Genomic DNA, 17,527 nt, shown 5'->3' on the forward strand with positions numbered 1-17,527 from the left:
CGTTAGTTAGTATTTAATTTTCCCTCAACTTTTATTGAGAACCCATCCTCCGAGTTGATAGTAATATTTGCACCGATTCTTTTTGCTCGCATATCCATGTTACGTAATCCATGTCCGGTTTTCTTTGTGCCTTTACCGGATGTGCCATTATCAGCAATCAAAAATTCAAAATAACCATTCTGATTTTCCATTTTAATATCCACCCGATCCCCATTGGAATACTTCGCAATGTTATTAACGGCTTCTTTAAAAATCAGATACACATTCTCTTTAACTGATACAGGAAGCTTGTTCTCCATATTCAGGTCATCAAAATCATAACTTACCTGCATATTTTTTGATTCCAAGGTATGAAGGATATAATCCTGCATTCGATCTGTCAAATCCCCGAGCGTATCATTCCGTGCATCAATCGACCATACGATATCATCCAGGCTCGACACGATTTTCCGGCATTGCTTACCAATCTGTTCCAATGACTTTTTAAATTCTGTATCCGCATCTCCGGCCTGCAGAAAATCTGACTGAAGAGCTATTTCGGTTAGACTGGCGCCTACATCATCGTGTAAATCACTCGCTATACGTACTCTCATCCGCTCAATGTCTATCATCTTTCGAGCTCGGTAATAATTATAGAACAGGGATATGATTCCAACCACTACAGCCAGCATCAAAATCCAGAACCACCATTGCATCCAGAACGGGGCAGTAATAGTAAATCTCACTTTCTCGATATCCGGACTCCAGGTTCCATTTATATTCCGGGCATGAACCTGAAAGGTGTATTCACCCGGCGGCAAGGAAGGATATTTCACCGACCGGGCTGAGGTTTGTTGCCAGCCATCATCAATTCCATTTAGCTTATACTCATAGAGAATTTGATTGGGTGCAGTGAAATTAAGCCCTGTATATTGAAATTCGATGTTATTCTCTTCATGAGAAAGCAAGAAGCGCTCACCCGGGCGATATTCTCTACCCGATACATTCACCCCAACTATATGGACTTTAGGCGGAACCTGATTTCCTTTATAGGTTTCAGGATTAAACCGACTAAGCCCTTCCACCGTACCGAACCAAAGATATCCTTGCTCATCTTCATATACGGCTCCTAAATTCAATTCATCTGCAATCAGGCCCTGTTCCTTATTCAACACTTTGAAAGCCTGGCGCTGTTCTTCCGGGTTTCCATTAAAATATTCCCCGGCATCAAACCGGACCACTCCTTCGGTAGTCCCGATCCAAAACAAACCGTCATCATTTTGGTGGATGAAATAGCAAACACGATCTGGGAGTCCGTCGTCCTGGGTGATGCTTTGAAACCTCAGCCCGTCAAACCAAGCAATGCCCCCAAACGTAGAGGCCCAGATCCGGCCTTCGTCATCTTTCAGCAGATTCATGACCGCATTATTTGGCAAGCCTTCCTGAATGGCAAAACTTTGAAACTCTCCGTCTTTAAAGCGGGTAATGCCCCCATAGGTGGCAATCCAGATTGAGCCGTCATCCCCTTCAATGGAAATCAAAACGCGATTGCTTGCCAGGCCATCATCCGCTGTAATTTGCAAAAAATCCCCATTTTGGTAACGGATAATACCATCATCGTAAGTGCTGATCCAGTACGTCCCGTCAGAAGCCTCCATCACATTCCGAACTCTTGGGTATGGAAACTCTCTGTCACTGAATATCTTCACCCTTCCATCTTTTATATATGCTAATCCTTCCCCCATACCAATCCACATTCGGTCTTTAGAATCGGTGAAAAGAGTATATACCTGATTATCCGGCAGCCTGCTATTTACGTTATGATCATTGAAAGTGCCGTTTTCAAGATTAGTGATACCCCCGCCGTATGTGGCTATCCAAAACCTGCCCTCTCCGTCATTTGCGAAGGAAGTAACCAACTTGCTTGGCAAACCGTGTTCAACATCATAGTTGGCAAAGTAATTACCCAGAAATAAGTTAACTCCTCCTCCATACGACCCTAACCATATATTTCCCTCCAGATCCAACATCGATGAAAACATCATTTCTGTAGATAAACCTGACTCTACGGTATAATTCTGAAATCCTTCCCCATCATAAAAGCTGGCTCCTTCTTCCGTACCCACCCAGATTCCACCTTCTTTGGTAACCGACAGTGTTTGTACAAGATCGTTTACGAGTCCGTCGGCTTCATTTAATTGGGTGAACCGGTCTCCTTCATACTTAAGGAGTCCTCCGCGTGTACCTATCCAAACGGTGTTATTCTTATCTACTTTCAAGTCACGAATTCGCTGATTGGGCAAACCGTCATCCTCGGTAATGTTAACGAAGTTGCCGTCCCGCAATATGGTGATGCCCTCCCTTGTCGCGAACCAAATTTCTCCATTATCACGCTCTGCTATAGCCCGGATTCGATTATCTACCATCCCGTTGGATGTGGAATACTGCGTCAGTAGCTGGCCTTCGGAATACTGCCAAACTCCGTTACCATCGGTACCAAACCAAAAGTCCCCCAGCCGGTCTTCATAGATACTTATCACCGTCATATTCCGGAGAGATGAAAGCACCGGAACCGAGTGAATACTATCGGCATGCCAGAAATTAACACCCGCTTCAGAACCAACCCAGATTTTACCTTCACTGTCTTTAAACAAGGAACGAATCCGGCTGCTATTAAGCCCGTGTTCTTCAAAGTAATTCTCAAATCGGATGCCGTCAAAACGGTTCAGTCCATATCCAGTGGCCAGCCATACATATCCCTCATCGTCCTGAGCAAGGTCATAAACAACCGATTCACTTAATCCTTCTTCAATCGAAAAAGTCCTGAATGGGTAGCGTTGTGCTTCCAGTAATTCTGAGAAACCAACAGCTGCTAAAAGTATGAGTAGTAATCTTTTCATTGCAGTAAATGTAACGCAAACCATCGGAGATTAGTAGGCAGAAATAGTCGGATACAAAAAAGTCCCGCACAAAAAAATCTGTGCGGGACTTATATCTCACGAATAAAATTACCCGAATATTATCCGAGATAGGCTCTTAATGCAGCACTTCGGTTGTGGTGGCGTAATTTTCGAAGTGCTTTTTCTTTAATCTGACGTACACGCTCGCGGGTAAGGTCGAAGCGTTCTCCGATTTCCTCCAGTGTAAGTGAGTGCTCACGTCCGATTCCAAAATACAGTCGAATTACTTCCGCTTCACGGGTTGTCAGTTTTGAAAGCGCTCGTTCAATTTCCACTTTCAGAGACTCACCCATCAGATCGAAATCAGGATTTGGAATCTCTTCGTTTTCAAGAACATCTAACAAACGGTTATCTTCACCCTGAGCAAATGGAGCATCCATCGACAGGTGGCGGCCCGAAATTTTCAATGTGTCGGCAACTTCACCAACTGTCATTTCAAGGCTTTCAGCAAGCTCATGTGCTGAGGGAACACGCTCGTATTCCTGCTCCAGTTTTGAAAGCTCTTTACCAATTTTATTGAGGGCACCCACACGGTTCAGTGGCAGGCGAACGATACGCGATTGCTCAGCCAACGCTTGCAGAATAGACTGACGAATCCACCATACGGCATAGGAGATAAATTTAAATCCACGGGTTTCGTCAAATCGCTTGGCCGCTTTAATCAAACCAAGGTTACCTTCGTTAATCAAATCACCGAGAGATAGGCCCTGATTCTGGTACTGCTTTGCTACTGAAACTACAAATCGAAGGTTAGCTTTGGTAAGGTCTTCGAGTGCTCTCTGACTCCCTTTCTGAATTTCTTTGGCCAGCCGGACTTCATCATCCGGGGTAATTAGTTTCTCTTTTCCAATTTCGTGCAGATACCGATCTAATGACTCTGACTCGCGGGTAGAGATTCCAGAACTTTTTGCCACTGTAAATACCGTTTAATGAATGTTTGCGTACGCTAATGCGCAGATGATATGTGTTATAAGCTTTGTGTAATCACGCGTGAAAAGCTTAAATATTGCGTCTGCGACTTCATGAATTTTACAATTGAACAATATACGAAATTCTTGCTGAATATTAAATTCATGCATCAGTATTATCGACCTCTAATTAATTCAGATAAATGATTTTCCCGGAAAATCATGGTCGAGTCCGAAAAAATCGGCCACACTACAGGCTATATTTGAAAAGGTATCTCCTGTTCCCAGGTTTTCAGCTCCTGCTCTTCCCTTCGGGAAAACAAGAAGTGGAACAAATTCCCGGGAGTGGTCGGTACTCTTTGAACAGGGATCGTTTCCATGATCTCCGGTGATAATCAACAAATCATCTTCCTGGATTTTAGAGACAATTGCCGGAATGGCCCGGTCAAATTCCTCTAAGCTTCCTGCATACCCTTCAGGATCTAACCGGTGGCCAAACAGTTGGTCGGTATCGATCAGGTTCACGAATATGAAGCTGTTATCGAGACGGGCCGACATCAAGCTCAACAACTGAGATATGCCCTCCGCATTACTTTTGGTGGGGCGATATTGGGTAAATCCTTTTCCTGCGAAAAGATCAGCTACTTTGCCAATGGAGTACGTTTTAACTCCCGAATCATAAAGTTTTTGTACCAGGTTATTTTCAGGAGGAACTGACGAATAATCATGTCGTTTATCAGAAATCCGCTCAAAATTCCCCGGTTCACCGGTAAAGGGTCGTGCAATTACCCTTCCCACTTCATGCTCACCAACACAAACTTTATTACGGGCAAATTCACACCACTCGTAGAGTTTTTTTACAGGAACAACCTCTTCATGGCAAGCCACCTGGAATACACTATCAGCTGATGTATAAACAATGGGAAAGCCGGTTTCCAGATGTTCTTCACCATAATCCCGAATTACATCCGTACCGGAGTAAGGTTGATTGCAAAGTGCTTTTTCTACCCCTATTCCATCGCAAAAATTATTGATCACGTTTTCAGGGAAACCGTTCGAATAAGTAGGGAAAGGTTTTTCGAGCTGAATCCCGGCAATTTCCCAGTGACCAGTTGTAGAGTCTTTACCCGCCGATACTTCCCTGAGTTTGCCAGATGCAGCAAGTGGATTCTCGTTTTCCGGAACAGAGGCTAATGGAATAATATTACCTATTCCCATTTTTTGCAGGTTGGGCAACTTAACTCCGGTGCGTTCACTTACATGGCCGAGTGTGTTCATATCGGCATCACCATATTGGTCAGAATCTTCCTGAGCACCAACACCCAGCCCGTCAACAACTATAACGTAGGTATTCCCCATTACGCTTCCACCAGTTCCGCTTCCTGATCATTCATCACTTTAGACAATGCCTTTTTTGCTTTCTCCATGACCTGATATGCATTCACCGACTGCTCAGTGAGTTTTGTATAACCGACCTTGAATTGAGGGCGCATTGTTCCTCCAATTGAAAGATTTAACCCAGCCTCCAGTTTCGACTTCATTTTTTCCATCCAGAACGACACAGCTTCTTCATCATCACTTTGAATCAGCACCGCATATACATAATCAGAGTTGTAACCCACAAAACCCGGAATTCCATAGCGGGAAGGGTTCAGGTTCGTTACAAAATCAGTCTGAATTTTTTGCAGGTCTTCCAGTCTGAATTTTGTACGGAGTGCTGAAACATCATCCGGGGCAACCAAACCCAGCCAGGTATTTTCTTTTGAGCCTTTTTTAAGCTTCGCAAGCTCGTTATTAAGGGCTACTTCCCACAGCTCAGGAGTAAAGGCACCAAAATTCTGTGTCAAAATTTCCTGAACCATTCCGGATTTCTTTACAGAAGATTGAACACTAAGCGCCGCAACCCTCACCATGTTGGCCAATTTATGCTTGGTAGATTCTTTAAAAGTCAGCGGATCGTTATCATAACAAACCACTACTCCCTGACGGCGGTCGTGAATCATCACCGGGATAGCATAGGTTGCTCCTTCTGTTCTTTTCTCCGCAGAAGTTATACGCCGGGGATTGTTGTTGAAATGCATCGTGAAAATAGGTTCTCCTTTTTCAAGCGCTTCGTAGGCCACGCTTTTTTCTTCCAGTTGGAGACCCAGTTTTGGAGGATTCTTTGAATTTTGAGTGCGTAAGATCACATTCCAGGACTCCATGCCCGGAGCCAGAAGAACCGCCCCGCCATTTGACAGGTTTTTTTGCATTTCTTCCATCATGGTGGCAAAAACCTCCACCTTATGACCCCGATAATCCAGTTTATTCAAAGATGCTTCATAATCTTCCCATTCCTGTTGTTGCTCGTGTAAATCAACTACTTCCAGGTAGGTATCCAGCACATTTACCAGGGCGTTATTATAAGCCATGATACGATCCTGTATAGCTTCCTGATCTATCTCATTCTCACTTTCAAGAACTGTGAGTGCTACCGTTTCCCCTTTGTTTATAAAGGGCACAATCAGGATGTTTTTAGCCTGCACAAAATCAAAATAGTGGATGAGTTTGGCCTTCTCGATGTCTTCCCCCACCATCAACTGGATGACTTCATCGGTATCTTTGAATTCATTCAGGAAATGGTTTTCAAATGCTACACGATCCTGAAACATCACATTGGGAAGTCCCGTGCTGTTGGTTTCCCACACAAACTGTTGCCGGGCACGGTTTACCCAGCATAAGTAAGAGAGTTGAACTTTCGTCGATGTTCGCAATAAATGCACCAAATCCTGAAGGATCTGCTTGTATTCCCGTAAGGCTTTTTCTTGTCGGTCTAAAGACATGATTTAAAATAATTTCTAAATTTCAATCTACAAATTCCAAAACACCTTTTATACATAAAAATTTGACTTCGGAAGATTGCTTCGTCGTAATCTATCCAAAACAAAATAGTGCCCGGTTGACTCAGTACAATGCCGGACTTTGATTACATTGGCATTCATCTTGGTCATTGAGATTTGGAATTTAGGATTTCAAGTTTGGAGTTTCTTATTTGATTTGTTCACTCATACGTTCGGCCTCTTCTACCATTCGCTCGAAAGATGCAAGGCCTTTGCTCCAAAAGTCAGGCTGGGTGATGTCGAGTCCCATTTTGGCTACTAAATCGTGCGGCCACTCAGACCCACCGGCACTAAGAAGCTCCATATATCTTTCAGGGAAACCCTCCGGACGCTGCGTGTATTCTTCATATAAAGCCAGTACCAACAGTTCACCGAAAGCATAGGCATATACATAGCCGGGAGTATGCAGAAAATGCGGGATATAACTCCACCAAATGCCATACTCATCCGTTAATGTCACCGAATCTCCATACAATGCCTGTTGCTGTTCCATCCAAAGTTCCGAAAACCGTTCTTTAGTGAGTTCACCTTCCTCTCGCCGTGCGGTATGCATGGCGTGTTCAAATCGGTTCATCGAAATTTGGCGGAAAACGGTCGCGATGGTATCATCAATTTTACCAATCAATAGTGCCAGTTTTTCTTTGGGATCATCCAGTTCTTTCATCAGCTTTTGAAATACCAGCATTTCTCCAAATACAGAAGCCGTTTCGGCCGTGGTCAGCGGTGTTGAGGATTGCAACACCCCTTGCTGGCGCGACAAGTATTGATGCACTCCGTGTCCCAGCTCATGGGCCAGTGTCTGGACGTCACGGATTTTCCCGTCAAAATTCATGAATACATAGGGATGAGCCGAGGGAACCGTACCTGCAGAATAAGCTCCACCTCTTTTGCCCGGTTTGATGGCGGCATCAATCCAGTTCTGCTCAAAAAACTTATGGGTGATTTCCCCCATCTCCGGGTGAAAGTTTGTGTAGGAATCCAAGACCATTTCTTTGGCAGAGTTCCAGTCGATCGTAGCCTCATTTTCCATGATGGGAGCGTAGCGATCATAATCTTTCATTTCATCCAGCCCAAGCAAATCGCGCTTCAGCTTATAGTACCGCTGAACCAGCTCGTATTTTGAGGTCACCGACTCAACAAGAGCATCCACCGTTTCCTTATCGGTTTGGTTCGACAGGTTTCGCGAATCAATCCAACTGTCGTATTTCCGGAGTTTATCATTCGTTGATTTGTCAGCAAGAATGGTATTGAATACAAACCTAAGCTGCCGGCTTAGATCGTTGAATTTATCCGTGAGTGATTTATGGGCACGAATTCGTAAATCGCGATCACTCTCATGCAGTTTACTCAGCACTTCCTGTTCACTCATCTCCTCGCCATCCAGTTCAAACTTTGCAGCTCCCAGCATTTCATCAAAGAAGCGAACCCATGCACTGCGACCGGTTACTGATTTGGCCGACATGATTTTTTCCTGTCCTTCTTCCAACACATGCTCTTTGTACCTTCGGGAACTCTCCAGGTAGTGTTTGTACTTGCTCAGCTTTTCACTTTCAATCATCTTCTGAGCTTCTTCATCCGGAACCTGTAGCCATTCCACATCCAAAAAAACCAGTTTTTGACTCACTTCCGATGACAGCTCATTCGACTCTGCCACCAGCTTCCCGTAAGCGGTATTGGTGGTATCGGTTGACCACTGCAAATAAGCAAACGATCCAATCTTACCGGACAAATCTAAAATACCTTCGTATTCATCCAGCATATCCTTGAATTCTTCCGGGGAAAGTTGTGCTACACGGCCGCGGTATTTCTCTCCAAAGGCTTCGGCTTTTTCAACAACCTTTTTCTTGTCTTTCTCCAGTTTTGGATCTTCACTCGATGTATAAAGATCACTGAGATCCCAGTTTATATTTTCTGCCCCTGTTTCTTTCTTCGTTGATGAATTCTCGCCCATTTCCTGATTTTTTGAGTCTGTCGCTTTGTATTTTTGAGAACCTGAATATAGGGGTTGCTGAAAGCGAATTAAAGACATCATTTGAACTAAAAGGGAGTATATAAAAATCAGTCAGGACCGCTCTCAAAAAAACTCAACTTTTAAGCCTGATTACAATGACTTTTCACTTCAAAATTTTTCCTTTGTACTCTTTGCCTGTTTTTAACTTAGAGCTTTCAGAAAATGTCGTTTTTTAAGAATGTAATCCTTAATTTTCGGGTTACTTAACATATATGCCAATGCTTTAAAATCTGAATCATTGGAGCCGAATTTCCATTATTTATTTAAATCGCTGCCAAAAACCCTGTAGAGGTTAACAACCATTGAAATCACTTGAAGCCGTATTTGGCCCTAACTCTGCACTTGTAGAAGAATTATACGATCAATATAAAAACGAGCCACAATCGGTTCCTGCCCACTGGAAGCGTTATTTTGATGAGCTCGAAGGCAAACCCGTAGATGCTACTGAGCCTGAAGAACTTCAGCCATCAGAAAGTTCTACCACCGTTCCATCCAACGGCGCTGATACTGCTGAGACTAAAAAAGCCCCTGCCAAAGAGCAGAAAAAGCCACAGAAAGATGTAGAGGCACCAAAGGATGCCACGCTCGAGAAAATTAAAGGCGTGGCTACCAAGATTGTAGAGAACATGGATGAGAGCCTGGAAGTACCCACGGCTACATCACTTCGAGTGCTTCCGGTTAAAATGATGGTTGAAGACCGCACGATTATCAATCGCCATCTGCTTAAGCGAAACGAACCCAAAGCTTCCTTTACCCATTTTATTGCCTGGGCAATTATCAGGGCACTCAAAGAATTTCCAAACCTGAACAGCTCTTACCTGTACAAAGATGGCAATCACTACCGGGTAGTTCCTGATTCTGTGAACCTGGGTGTAGCTGTTGACCTTGAAAGTAAAGACGGATCCCGCAACCTGGTGGTACCCAACATCAAGGGCGTTGATAAAATGAATTTCAAAGAGTTTTTGCATGCTTATGCGGAGCTCATCGATAAAGCCCGGAATGGAAATCTTCAAATTGCTGATTTCCAGAATACCACTATCAGTATTACCAATCCGGGGACCATCGGAACCGTTTCGTCGGTACCCCGACTGATGAAAACGCAAGGCGCCATAATAGCAACCGGTGCTATTGACTATCCTGCCGAGTACCGGGCGATGTCTAAAGATGTGCTCAATCAGCTGGGAGTCAGCAAGGTAATGACGGTTACTTCTACCTATGATCACCGTGTTATTCAGGGAGCCGAATCCGGTATGTTCCTGAAGAAAATGGATGATCTGCTCAGCGGTCAGGAAGATTTTTACGAGCAGATTTTTGCAGACCTTGACATCCCTTACGAGCCTCTCCCATACGGGCAGGATACCTATTCCGGTCCATTTGGCGGCGGATCACCTACTCTGGAACATGACAGCCGTGTAGTTGGGGTTTGGCGTCTCATTAACATGTACCGAATGCGCGGACATGTACTTGCTGATCTTGACCCTCTTGAAAAAGAACCCGGTAAAAACCCTGAACTGGATCTGGAGTATTATGGATTGTCGTTGTGGGATCTGGACCGTGAGTTCTATTGTGGTGGCCTTGGTGGAAAAGAGCGGGCTACACTTCGTGAAATCATCAGCCTGCTCCGTGATACGTATTGCGGAAACATCGGTGTTGAATATATGCACCTGCTGGATCTCGAAGAACGCAAGTGGCTTCGTGAATCAATGGAGTCTACCGGTAACAATGCCCAGCTCGAAAAAAATGACAAGCGGGAAATCCTGCATAAGCTCAATCAGGCGATGGCCTTTGAAGAGTTTTTGCATAAAAAGTACATCGGGCACAAACGATTTTCTTTGGAAGGTGCCGATACCCTGATTCCAATGATCCACTTTATGCTGGAACGAGCCGGTGAACATGGAATTGAAAAGATGTTTATGGGCATGGCTCACCGGGGTCGTTTGAATATGCTGGTGAACATTATGAACAAACCGTATCACCGCGTATTTGCTGAATTTGAAGGAAATATTGATCCTGATTCTATTCAGGGTTCCGGTGATGTGAAATACCACCTGGGTGCTAAAGGGGTCCACAAAGCGGCGAACGGAGCAGAAATTGACCTTCAGCTCATGCCAAACCCTTCGCACCTCGAAGCGGTGAACCCTGTAGTTGAAGGCGCGGTGCGTGCCATGCAAGACCATCACGAAAAAGAAGATGCAGAGAAGCGCGTAGTCCCAGTATTAATGCATGGTGATGCTGCTTTTGCCGGACAGGGCGTGGTTGCCGAAACCCTGAATATGTCGCAGCTGGAGGGATATAAAACCGGCGGTACGATGCATATCATCATCAACAACCAAATTGGTTTTACAACACTACCTAAAGACGGCCGATCTACCGAATACGCTTCTGATCTGGCCAAGATGATTCTTGCTCCTATCTTTCATGTAAATGGAGATACTCCGGAAGCAGCAGTCCATGCCATGAAAATGGCGCTCGACTACCGGCAGAAGTTTGGTAAGGATGTGATCATCGACCTGATTGGTTACCGAAAGCACGGGCACAACGAAGGCGACGAACCTGCTTTCACTCAACCGGGCATGTACAAAGAAATTAACGACCATGCTCCGGTACGTGATCTTTATACCGAGCACCTGGTGAAAAATGGGGAACTTACCAAAGAGGAAACCCAGCAGATTTTCGATGAGTTTGATCAATTACTACAGGAAGCTTTTGAGGATGCCAAGAAAGCACCAAACCTGGAAGTGACCGACAACCTCATTGACCGTACCGAAACTCCACAGGACAAATGGAAAGCGTATCCGGATACCACGTACCCGGCTGAAGACCTCAAAGAAATTGCCGTTAAGCTGAACACCGTACCCAAAGATTTTGACGCAAATCCAAAGTTGTTGAAACAGCTGGCGAAAAGAGCAGAAATCGTTAACAACAATGAGAAGAAAATCGACTGGGGATTTGCTGAACTGCTGGGCTTCGGTTCACTCCTTAAAACAGGTACAACCATCCGCCTTACCGGACAGGATGTTGAGCGGGGAACCTTTTCTCACCGTCATGCCGTGTTACACGGAACGGAAACCAATCAGAAATTCACCCCACTGAACAACCTTTCTGATGATCAGGCGAAATTCCATGTTCATAACAGCTTGCTGAGTGAATTTGCAGCGCTTGGTTTTGAATTCGGTTACAGTGCCGAGAAACTGGATGCATTGGTAATCTGGGAAGCCCAGTTTGGTGATTTTGTTAACGGCGCCCAGGTTATTATCGACCAGTTTATTTCTTCAAGCGAAGCCAAATGGGGACAGAAAACAGCGCTGGTTATGAACCTGCCTCACGGTTATGAAGGTCAGGGTCCGGAGCACTCCTCTGCCCGACTCGAGCGATTCCTTCAGCTTTGTGCAGAAGACAACATGCAGGTCATGAACCTGACCACACCGGCTCAGTATTATCATATGCTGCGCCGACAGGCACTTCAGGAGAATAAACGTCCTGCCATTTTAATGACGCCAAAAAGTCTGTTGCGACATCCGATGGCTACATCCAGTCGGGACGAACTCGCGGATGGCAAATTCCAGCCGTTTATTGTTGACAAAGACTTCACAGATCCAAAAGATTTGAAGCGTCTGGTTATCTGTTCCGGGAAAGTGTATTACGATCTTCTCAAATACAGAAAAGAGAATGAGATTGAAAATGTGGCTATTGCCCGGTTGGAACAGTTCTACCCATTTGCGGACGATGAGATTCAGGAACAGCTTAAAGACTTCACCAATGTGAAAGACATTGTGTGGTGCCAGGAAGAACCCAAAAACATGGGAGCCTGGAATTTTGTTGCTCCGCGATTTATGGAGCTCCTGCAAGACGGACAGAAACTTAGCTACGCCGGCCGTCAGGCATCTGCCTCACCCGCAGCGGGACAGAAGAAGATCCATGAAGCCGAACAGAACAAGCTGATTGAAGATGCTTTGAAGCTGTAAACCATAACTACCTCATTTCATAAAAGCCCGTTGAGTATATCGACGGGCTTTTTTATTGAAATCTATCTTTCGGGAAATTACTTTGGGAAAACATCATAAAGAAAAACACTCCTTATGGCTAAAGTAACTTCAGTAGAATCATACATCGATAAGCACGAAAAATGGGAGAAAAGTCTGAGTCGCCTTCATGCGCTGATCTCCAAGACCGAACTGGAGGCAGCTATCAAATGGGGACAACCTGTTTATTCTATAAATGGAAAGAATGTGGTTGGAATAGGTGCATTTCAAGAACATTTCGGACTATGGTTTTTTAACGGAGCATTGCTTGATGACCCTAACGGGTACCTACATAATGCACAGGAAGGAAAAACCAAAGCCATGCGTCAGCTCCGGTTTCATTCTTTTGAAGATATTGATGCAACCGTAGTAAATGAGTTTCTCCATCAGGCTATAGAAAATCAACGAGCCGGAAAAGAAGTTCAAATCGATACGAAGAGAAAACCCGATATTCCACCCCTCCTGGCAAAAGCTTTTTCAATAGATGAAGAATTAAAAACACAGTTTAAAGGTCTAACACCAGGTCGTCAACGAGAATATGCTCAGTATATATCGGAGGCCAAACAGGAAGCTACCAAACAACGGCGTCTTGATAAAATCATCCCGATGATAAAGCAAGGAATGGGATTGAATGATAAGTATCAGAAATGAAAAGATAGCACTCAAAGCTCATATTCAAACTCGTAGAAGTGCTTTCCTTCCTCAATGTTGATGGCCATCTTGCCCGTTAAACCTTCCAGTTCACCGGTGCCTGAATCCGGTACTACTTCCAGAATTAACCGATTTGCTCCCTTGTCCATGATCCCATAATGCTGCAAAACAAAGCTTCCTTTCTTGCCTTCTAATTCCCCTGTTACCTGTTCTATAGCCACATACCCCGCTGATCCTTTCACGGGAGTCATTGCACTTAACATTTCTCCTTTGCTGTTGGCGTTTAGTTCACCGGAAAAGGATTTGTCGATCGACATTCGGTTTAATGTTATGCCTTTTTCTCCTTCAGCATAGCTATCGATCGGGTTCAGTTTTACTTCAAATTCTCCGGTAATCTTCATGACCCTTTGTTTTGGAATTTTTCGGCTAACAGAACCCCGAGGTAAGCCATTGGAATATAGGCACCAACTATATCCACCACATTAAACCACAGTGGCGATGGAAGGGCAACCACATTTGCAATTCCTCCCAACAAAAAGAAAGCACCTACACCGAGCGCCCACTTCTTTTGGGATGAAGTTGCGATGAGCGCTGTTAATAACGCCCCAACCAAAGTACCAAGAGCATGAGCCAGAAATGGCATAAGGAAGTTTATGGGCTTGAACAGATGCATGGATTCCTGCAATCCTTCCATGGTAGTTACATCAGCTCCGGCCGGTGGCGGAATAATGAAACCACTGACCATAATGATCCCCATATTTACAAATCCCCCGACCACAAGTCCGGTAATAAGAGCAAGTATATTTCTGACGATTGGCTTCATATCTATTTCTTTAATGTACTGGAAGACAGAAGATTATACTGAAACCAACAGGCAATAAAAAACCCCGCACAACTAAATGTGCAGGGTTTCTTAAGTTTCTTGTTATGACGCTCAGCGTCGTAACATTCACTCCAACGCAGAGCGTTGGAGTGAGGAAGTTAGGTTAGGAAATGATTTACATCATTCCGCCCATGCCTCCCATTCCTGGCATTCCGCCGCCCATGCCACCTGGCATGCCGCCTCCGCCGTTGTCATCATCGTCACCTTTAGAAGGCTTCTCAGAGATAACAGCTTCGGTAGTCAGCATCAATCCGGAAACAGAAGCAGCATTTTGCAGCGCTGTTCTGGTTACTTTGGTAGGATCGATTACGCCAGACTCGATGAGGTCTTCGTACACTTCGGTACGGGCGTTATATCCAAAAGCACCTTTGCCATCCAGTACCTTCTGTACTACAATGGCACCTTCAGCACCTGCGTTATTTGCAATAGTGCGAAGCGGAGCTTCAAGAGCTCTTCGGATAATTTGGACACCAACATTTTCGTCATCATTGGCTCCCTTAATTTTATCAAGAGCGGCAATAGTTCTCAATAACGCTACACCTCCACCGGGAACAATACCTTCTTCCACGGCAGCACGGGTTGCATGTAAGGCATCCTCTACTCGGGCTTTCTTCTCTTTCATTTCAACTTCAGAAGCAGCTCCGATATAAAGAACAGCAACACCACCGGCTAATTTAGCCTTGCGCTCTTGCAGCTTCTCGATATCGTAATCGGAAGTAGAATTTTCAATTTGTGAAGAAATCTGGTTTACTCTTGCTTTGATATCTTCATCCTTACCGTTACCATCAACAATAGTCGTATTGTCTTTGTCGATAGTAATACGGGAAGCTTTACCGAGGTAGTCAAGCGTAGCATTTTCCAGCTTGTATCCGCGCTCTTCAGAAATCACGGTACCACCGGTTAGAATAGCGATGTCTTCCAGCATTTGCTTACGACGGTCGCCAAATCCGGGAGCCTTAACGGCTGCAATCTTCAGGGAACCACGCAGCTTATTAACTACCAATGTAGCTAATGCTTCGCCTTCAATATCTTCAGCAATAATCAGAAGCGGATTGCCACCCTGAACTACTTTTTCAAGAATTGGAAGCAGATCTTTCATCGCAGAAATCTTCTTATCGAAGATCAGGATATACGGATCTTCCATTTCGGTAACCATTTTCTCAGAGTCGGTTACGAAATATGGAGAAAGGTATCCGCGGTCAAACTGCATCCCTTCTACTGTTTCCAGATAGGTTTCCGTTCCTTTGGCTTCTTCAACAGTGATTACACCGTCTTTGCCAACTTTTTCCATTGCATCGGCAATAAGGTTACCAATGAATTCATCGTTGTTGGCAGAAATGGTACCGATTTGAGCGATCTCTTTACGGTCGTCAATGTCGCGACTCATTTTAGCGAGATCTTCAACAATAGCCTTAACCGCTTTTTCGATTCCGGACTTAAGGTCCATTGGGTTTGCACCCGCAGTTACGTTTTTCAGACCTTCGCTTAAAATGGCTTGTGCAAGAACCGTAGCTGTAGTTGTACCATCACCGGCATTATCGCTGGTTTTGGAAGCAACTTCTTTAACCATTTGGGCGCCCATGTTCTGAATCTTGTCGGACAACTCGATTTCTTTTGCAACAGTAACACCATCTTTGGTTACGGTTGGAGCTCCGAATGATTTCTCAATAACAACATTGCGTCCACGAGGGCCAAGCGTAACTTTAACAGCATTGGCGAGCTTGTCAACGCCTTTCTTTAACGCGTCGCGAGCTTCTATATCGTAGTGAACTAACTTAGCAGACATAATTATCTATAATTTTAAGTTTGTGATTTAATTCTTTTAAAAAGGTGGGTTACGAAACGATTCCCATAATATCAGATTCGCGCATAATCAGGTACTCTTCTCCTTCGAGAGTTACTTCTGTACCTGCATATTTACCGTAAAGAACTTTATCGCCTTCTTTCACGGTCATATCAATTTTGTTGCCGTTTTCCACTTTTCCGGCACCTACCGCTTTTACAGTACCCTGCTGCGGTTTTTCTTTAGCCGTATCGGGAATGATAATACCTGAGCTGGTTTTCTCTTCGGCAGGTTCTGCCTGTACCAACACACGGTCGCCTAAAGGTTGAATCTTAGCCATTTTTATGACTCCTGTTAGTTTTAGTTTATGGTTAAATTTCTTTCTGAGGTCAAGCCTCTTCGTTTTCGATACTTGTAGTGCAAGTTCCGTACCAAACGATATCAAAATTTAAAAGGACTACTTTATTGCATCCTTTTAGCCATATTTAGGAAGGAAGGGGTGCCCGGTTAAGATAACTTGTCAGTCTGCTCGAGATGCTCTGCCAACTTTGCATAGGTTTCGGGAGACCAATGGTCGGCCCTGTCATCAAAATTAAAACCATCAGGAAGATAATCTCCTAACACCGGTTTCAGGGAGTTACTGAGTTTTTTCCGGCGCTGGTTAAAAGCCGTTCGTACTACTTCTTTTATTTTCTCATCCGAAACAGTAAGGGGCTCCTTATCGAAGGTAAGCTTGATAACAGAACTGGTAACTTTGGGGGGCGGGGAAAAAGATTGCGCCGGCACGTCAAACAATAACTCCGGTGAACAAAATAGCTGCGTTTGAACACTCAGGATTCCGTACTGCTTGGAGGAAGGATCCGCTACCAGTCGTTCAGCAACCTCTTTTTGCATCATCAGTGTAGCCTCGGTAAAAAGCCTGCGATGTTCTAACAGGTCAAATAAAATGGGTGAAGTGATATAGTAAGGAAGGTTACCGACTACAATATTTTTCTTACTAGAATCGATCACTTGCTTCCAGTTCACTTTCAATATGTCATTTTGGTGAACCGTAAGATCTTCGAACTTTTCTTTTAGCACTTCCACAGCCCTCTGATCAATCTCAATTGCGTGAACGTCATCGCAGCCCGAGAGTAGCCATTTTGTTAAAGCACCGGTTCCGGGCCCGATTTCTATAATCCGATCGCCTTTACCTGCAACAATGGCATCTATGATTTTGAAGATGATGCTATTGTCAGTTAAAAAATGCTGACCCAGACTTTTCTTGGTTCTAAAAGACATTCAGTTGGTTGACGGTTGACGGTTGACGGTTGACGGTTGACGGTTGACGGTTGACCAAAGGTTGTGCTTCCTGCATCGAAAGTCAAAATTAATATCCGTGACGGTCGCTGGTCGCTGGTCGCTGGTCGCTGGTCGCTGGTCGCTGGTCGCTGGTCGCTGGTCGCTGGTAA

At 44.5% G+C, this 17,527-nt stretch carries 12 protein-coding genes; 2 read left to right on the plus strand and 10 right to left on the minus strand.

Features of this window, described 5'->3' with window-relative positions; all coding sequences use genetic code 11:
- Nucleotides 1-2: 2 nt before the first annotated feature.
- The 5 genes from ABFW99_RS10080 to ABFW99_RS10100 form a co-directional block, all read right to left on the minus strand.
- The gene (locus tag ABFW99_RS10080) at nucleotides 3-2,879 is read right to left on the minus strand and encodes a sensor histidine kinase (RefSeq protein WP_349353371.1); all 2,877 of its coding nucleotides are present in this window, start codon (nucleotides 2,877-2,879) and stop codon (nucleotides 3-5) included.
- A 119-nt stretch (nucleotides 2,880-2,998) separates the two neighbouring features.
- Entirely contained in the window at nucleotides 2,999-3,853 is an 855-nt protein-coding gene (locus tag ABFW99_RS10085) for a sigma-70 family RNA polymerase sigma factor (RefSeq protein ID WP_255132498.1), read from the minus strand.
- A 189-nt stretch (nucleotides 3,854-4,042) separates the two neighbouring features.
- On the minus strand, nucleotides 4,043-5,206 hold the full coding sequence (locus tag ABFW99_RS10090) for a phosphopentomutase (RefSeq protein WP_349353372.1): 1,164 nt from the start codon (nucleotides 5,204-5,206) through the stop codon (nucleotides 4,043-4,045).
- Nucleotides 5,206-6,669 carry a GAF domain-containing protein gene (locus ABFW99_RS10095; RefSeq protein ID WP_349353373.1) on the minus strand — a complete coding sequence of 488 codons (1,464 nt, stop codon included), beginning with the start codon at nucleotides 6,667-6,669 and terminating at the stop codon, nucleotides 5,206-5,208. Before ABFW99_RS10095 ends, ABFW99_RS10090 begins: the two co-directional genes overlap by 1 nt.
- Nucleotides 6,670-6,874: 205 nt before the next feature.
- Nucleotides 6,875-8,677 (minus strand): M3 family oligoendopeptidase, encoded by a 1,803-nt coding sequence (locus ABFW99_RS10100; protein WP_349353374.1) that lies wholly within the window; start codon nucleotides 8,675-8,677, stop codon nucleotides 6,875-6,877.
- Between the two features lie 362 nt (nucleotides 8,678-9,039).
- On the opposite strand from ABFW99_RS10100, the gene ABFW99_RS10105 reads away from it, so the two are divergent.
- Together ABFW99_RS10105 and ABFW99_RS10110 are read left to right on the plus strand one after the other, a co-directional pair.
- Nucleotides 9,040-12,702, plus strand: coding sequence for a multifunctional oxoglutarate decarboxylase/oxoglutarate dehydrogenase thiamine pyrophosphate-binding subunit/dihydrolipoyllysine-residue succinyltransferase subunit (locus ABFW99_RS10105; RefSeq protein ID WP_349353375.1), 3,663 nt, complete (start codon nucleotides 9,040-9,042; stop codon nucleotides 12,700-12,702).
- Nucleotides 12,703-12,816: 114 nt separating this feature from the next.
- Complete coding sequence (locus tag ABFW99_RS10110; RefSeq protein ID WP_349353376.1) at nucleotides 12,817-13,410, plus strand: YdeI/OmpD-associated family protein; 594 nt, start codon at nucleotides 12,817-12,819, stop codon at nucleotides 13,408-13,410.
- Between the two features lie 11 nt (nucleotides 13,411-13,421).
- Here ABFW99_RS10110 and ABFW99_RS10115 read toward each other — a convergent pair whose 3' ends face one another.
- From ABFW99_RS10115 to rsmA, 5 genes are all read right to left on the minus strand, one after another.
- A complete protein-coding gene (locus tag ABFW99_RS10115) occupies nucleotides 13,422-13,811 on the minus strand; it encodes a DUF3224 domain-containing protein (RefSeq protein WP_349353377.1) in 390 nt (129 codons plus the stop codon).
- Entirely contained in the window at nucleotides 13,808-14,233 is a 426-nt protein-coding gene (locus ABFW99_RS10120; RefSeq protein ID WP_349353378.1) for a hypothetical protein, read from the minus strand. The genes ABFW99_RS10115 and ABFW99_RS10120 overlap by 4 nt, the downstream gene beginning before the upstream one ends.
- Nucleotides 14,234-14,408: 175 nt before the next feature.
- On the minus strand, nucleotides 14,409-16,079 hold the full coding sequence (gene groL / locus ABFW99_RS10125; RefSeq protein ID WP_349353379.1) for a chaperonin GroEL: 1,671 nt from the start codon (nucleotides 16,077-16,079) through the stop codon (nucleotides 14,409-14,411).
- Between the two features lie 49 nt (nucleotides 16,080-16,128).
- Nucleotides 16,129-16,416 (minus strand): co-chaperone GroES, encoded by a 288-nt coding sequence (gene groES, locus ABFW99_RS10130; RefSeq protein WP_349353380.1) that lies wholly within the window; start codon nucleotides 16,414-16,416, stop codon nucleotides 16,129-16,131.
- 167 nt (nucleotides 16,417-16,583) lie between these two features.
- Nucleotides 16,584-17,357 carry a 16S rRNA (adenine(1518)-N(6)/adenine(1519)-N(6))-dimethyltransferase RsmA gene (gene rsmA, locus ABFW99_RS10135; RefSeq protein WP_349353381.1) on the minus strand — a complete coding sequence of 258 codons (774 nt, stop codon included), beginning with the start codon at nucleotides 17,355-17,357 and terminating at the stop codon, nucleotides 16,584-16,586.
- Between the last annotated feature and the right edge of the window lie 170 nt (nucleotides 17,358-17,527).

This window comes from Gracilimonas sp. BCB1 (genome assembly GCF_040117685.2).
In the GTDB taxonomy this organism is placed as follows: domain Bacteria; phylum Bacteroidota; class Rhodothermia; order Balneolales; family Balneolaceae; genus Gracilimonas.

Bases quoted from the DNA above. Each gene is read 5' to 3' on its own strand.
- ABFW99_RS10080 (WP_349353371.1), bottom strand. From the start codon at position 2,879: ATGAAAAGATTACTACTCATACTTTTAGCAGCTGTTGGTTTCTCAGAA.
- ABFW99_RS10120 (WP_349353378.1), bottom strand. From the start codon at position 14,233: ATGAAGCCAATCGTCAGAAATATACTTGCTCTTATTACCGGACTTGTG.
- ABFW99_RS10095 (WP_349353373.1), bottom strand. From the start codon at position 6,669: ATGTCTTTAGACCGACAAGAAAAAGCCTTACGGGAATACAAGCAGATC.
- groES (WP_349353380.1), bottom strand. From the start codon at position 16,416: ATGGCTAAGATTCAACCTTTAGGCGACCGTGTGTTGGTACAGGCAGAA.
- ABFW99_RS10110 (WP_349353376.1), top strand. From the start codon at position 12,817: ATGGCTAAAGTAACTTCAGTAGAATCATACATCGATAAGCACGAAAAA.
- ABFW99_RS10090 (WP_349353372.1), bottom strand. From the start codon at position 5,206: ATGGGGAATACCTACGTTATAGTTGTTGACGGGCTGGGTGTTGGTGCT.
- ABFW99_RS10115 (WP_349353377.1), bottom strand. From the start codon at position 13,811: ATGAAGATTACCGGAGAATTTGAAGTAAAACTGAACCCGATCGATAGC.
- ABFW99_RS10100 (WP_349353374.1), bottom strand. From the start codon at position 8,677: ATGGGCGAGAATTCATCAACGAAGAAAGAAACAGGGGCAGAAAATATA.
- rsmA (WP_349353381.1), bottom strand. From the start codon at position 17,357: ATGTCTTTTAGAACCAAGAAAAGTCTGGGTCAGCATTTTTTAACTGAC.
- groL (WP_349353379.1), bottom strand. From the start codon at position 16,079: ATGTCTGCTAAGTTAGTTCACTACGATATAGAAGCTCGCGACGCGTTA.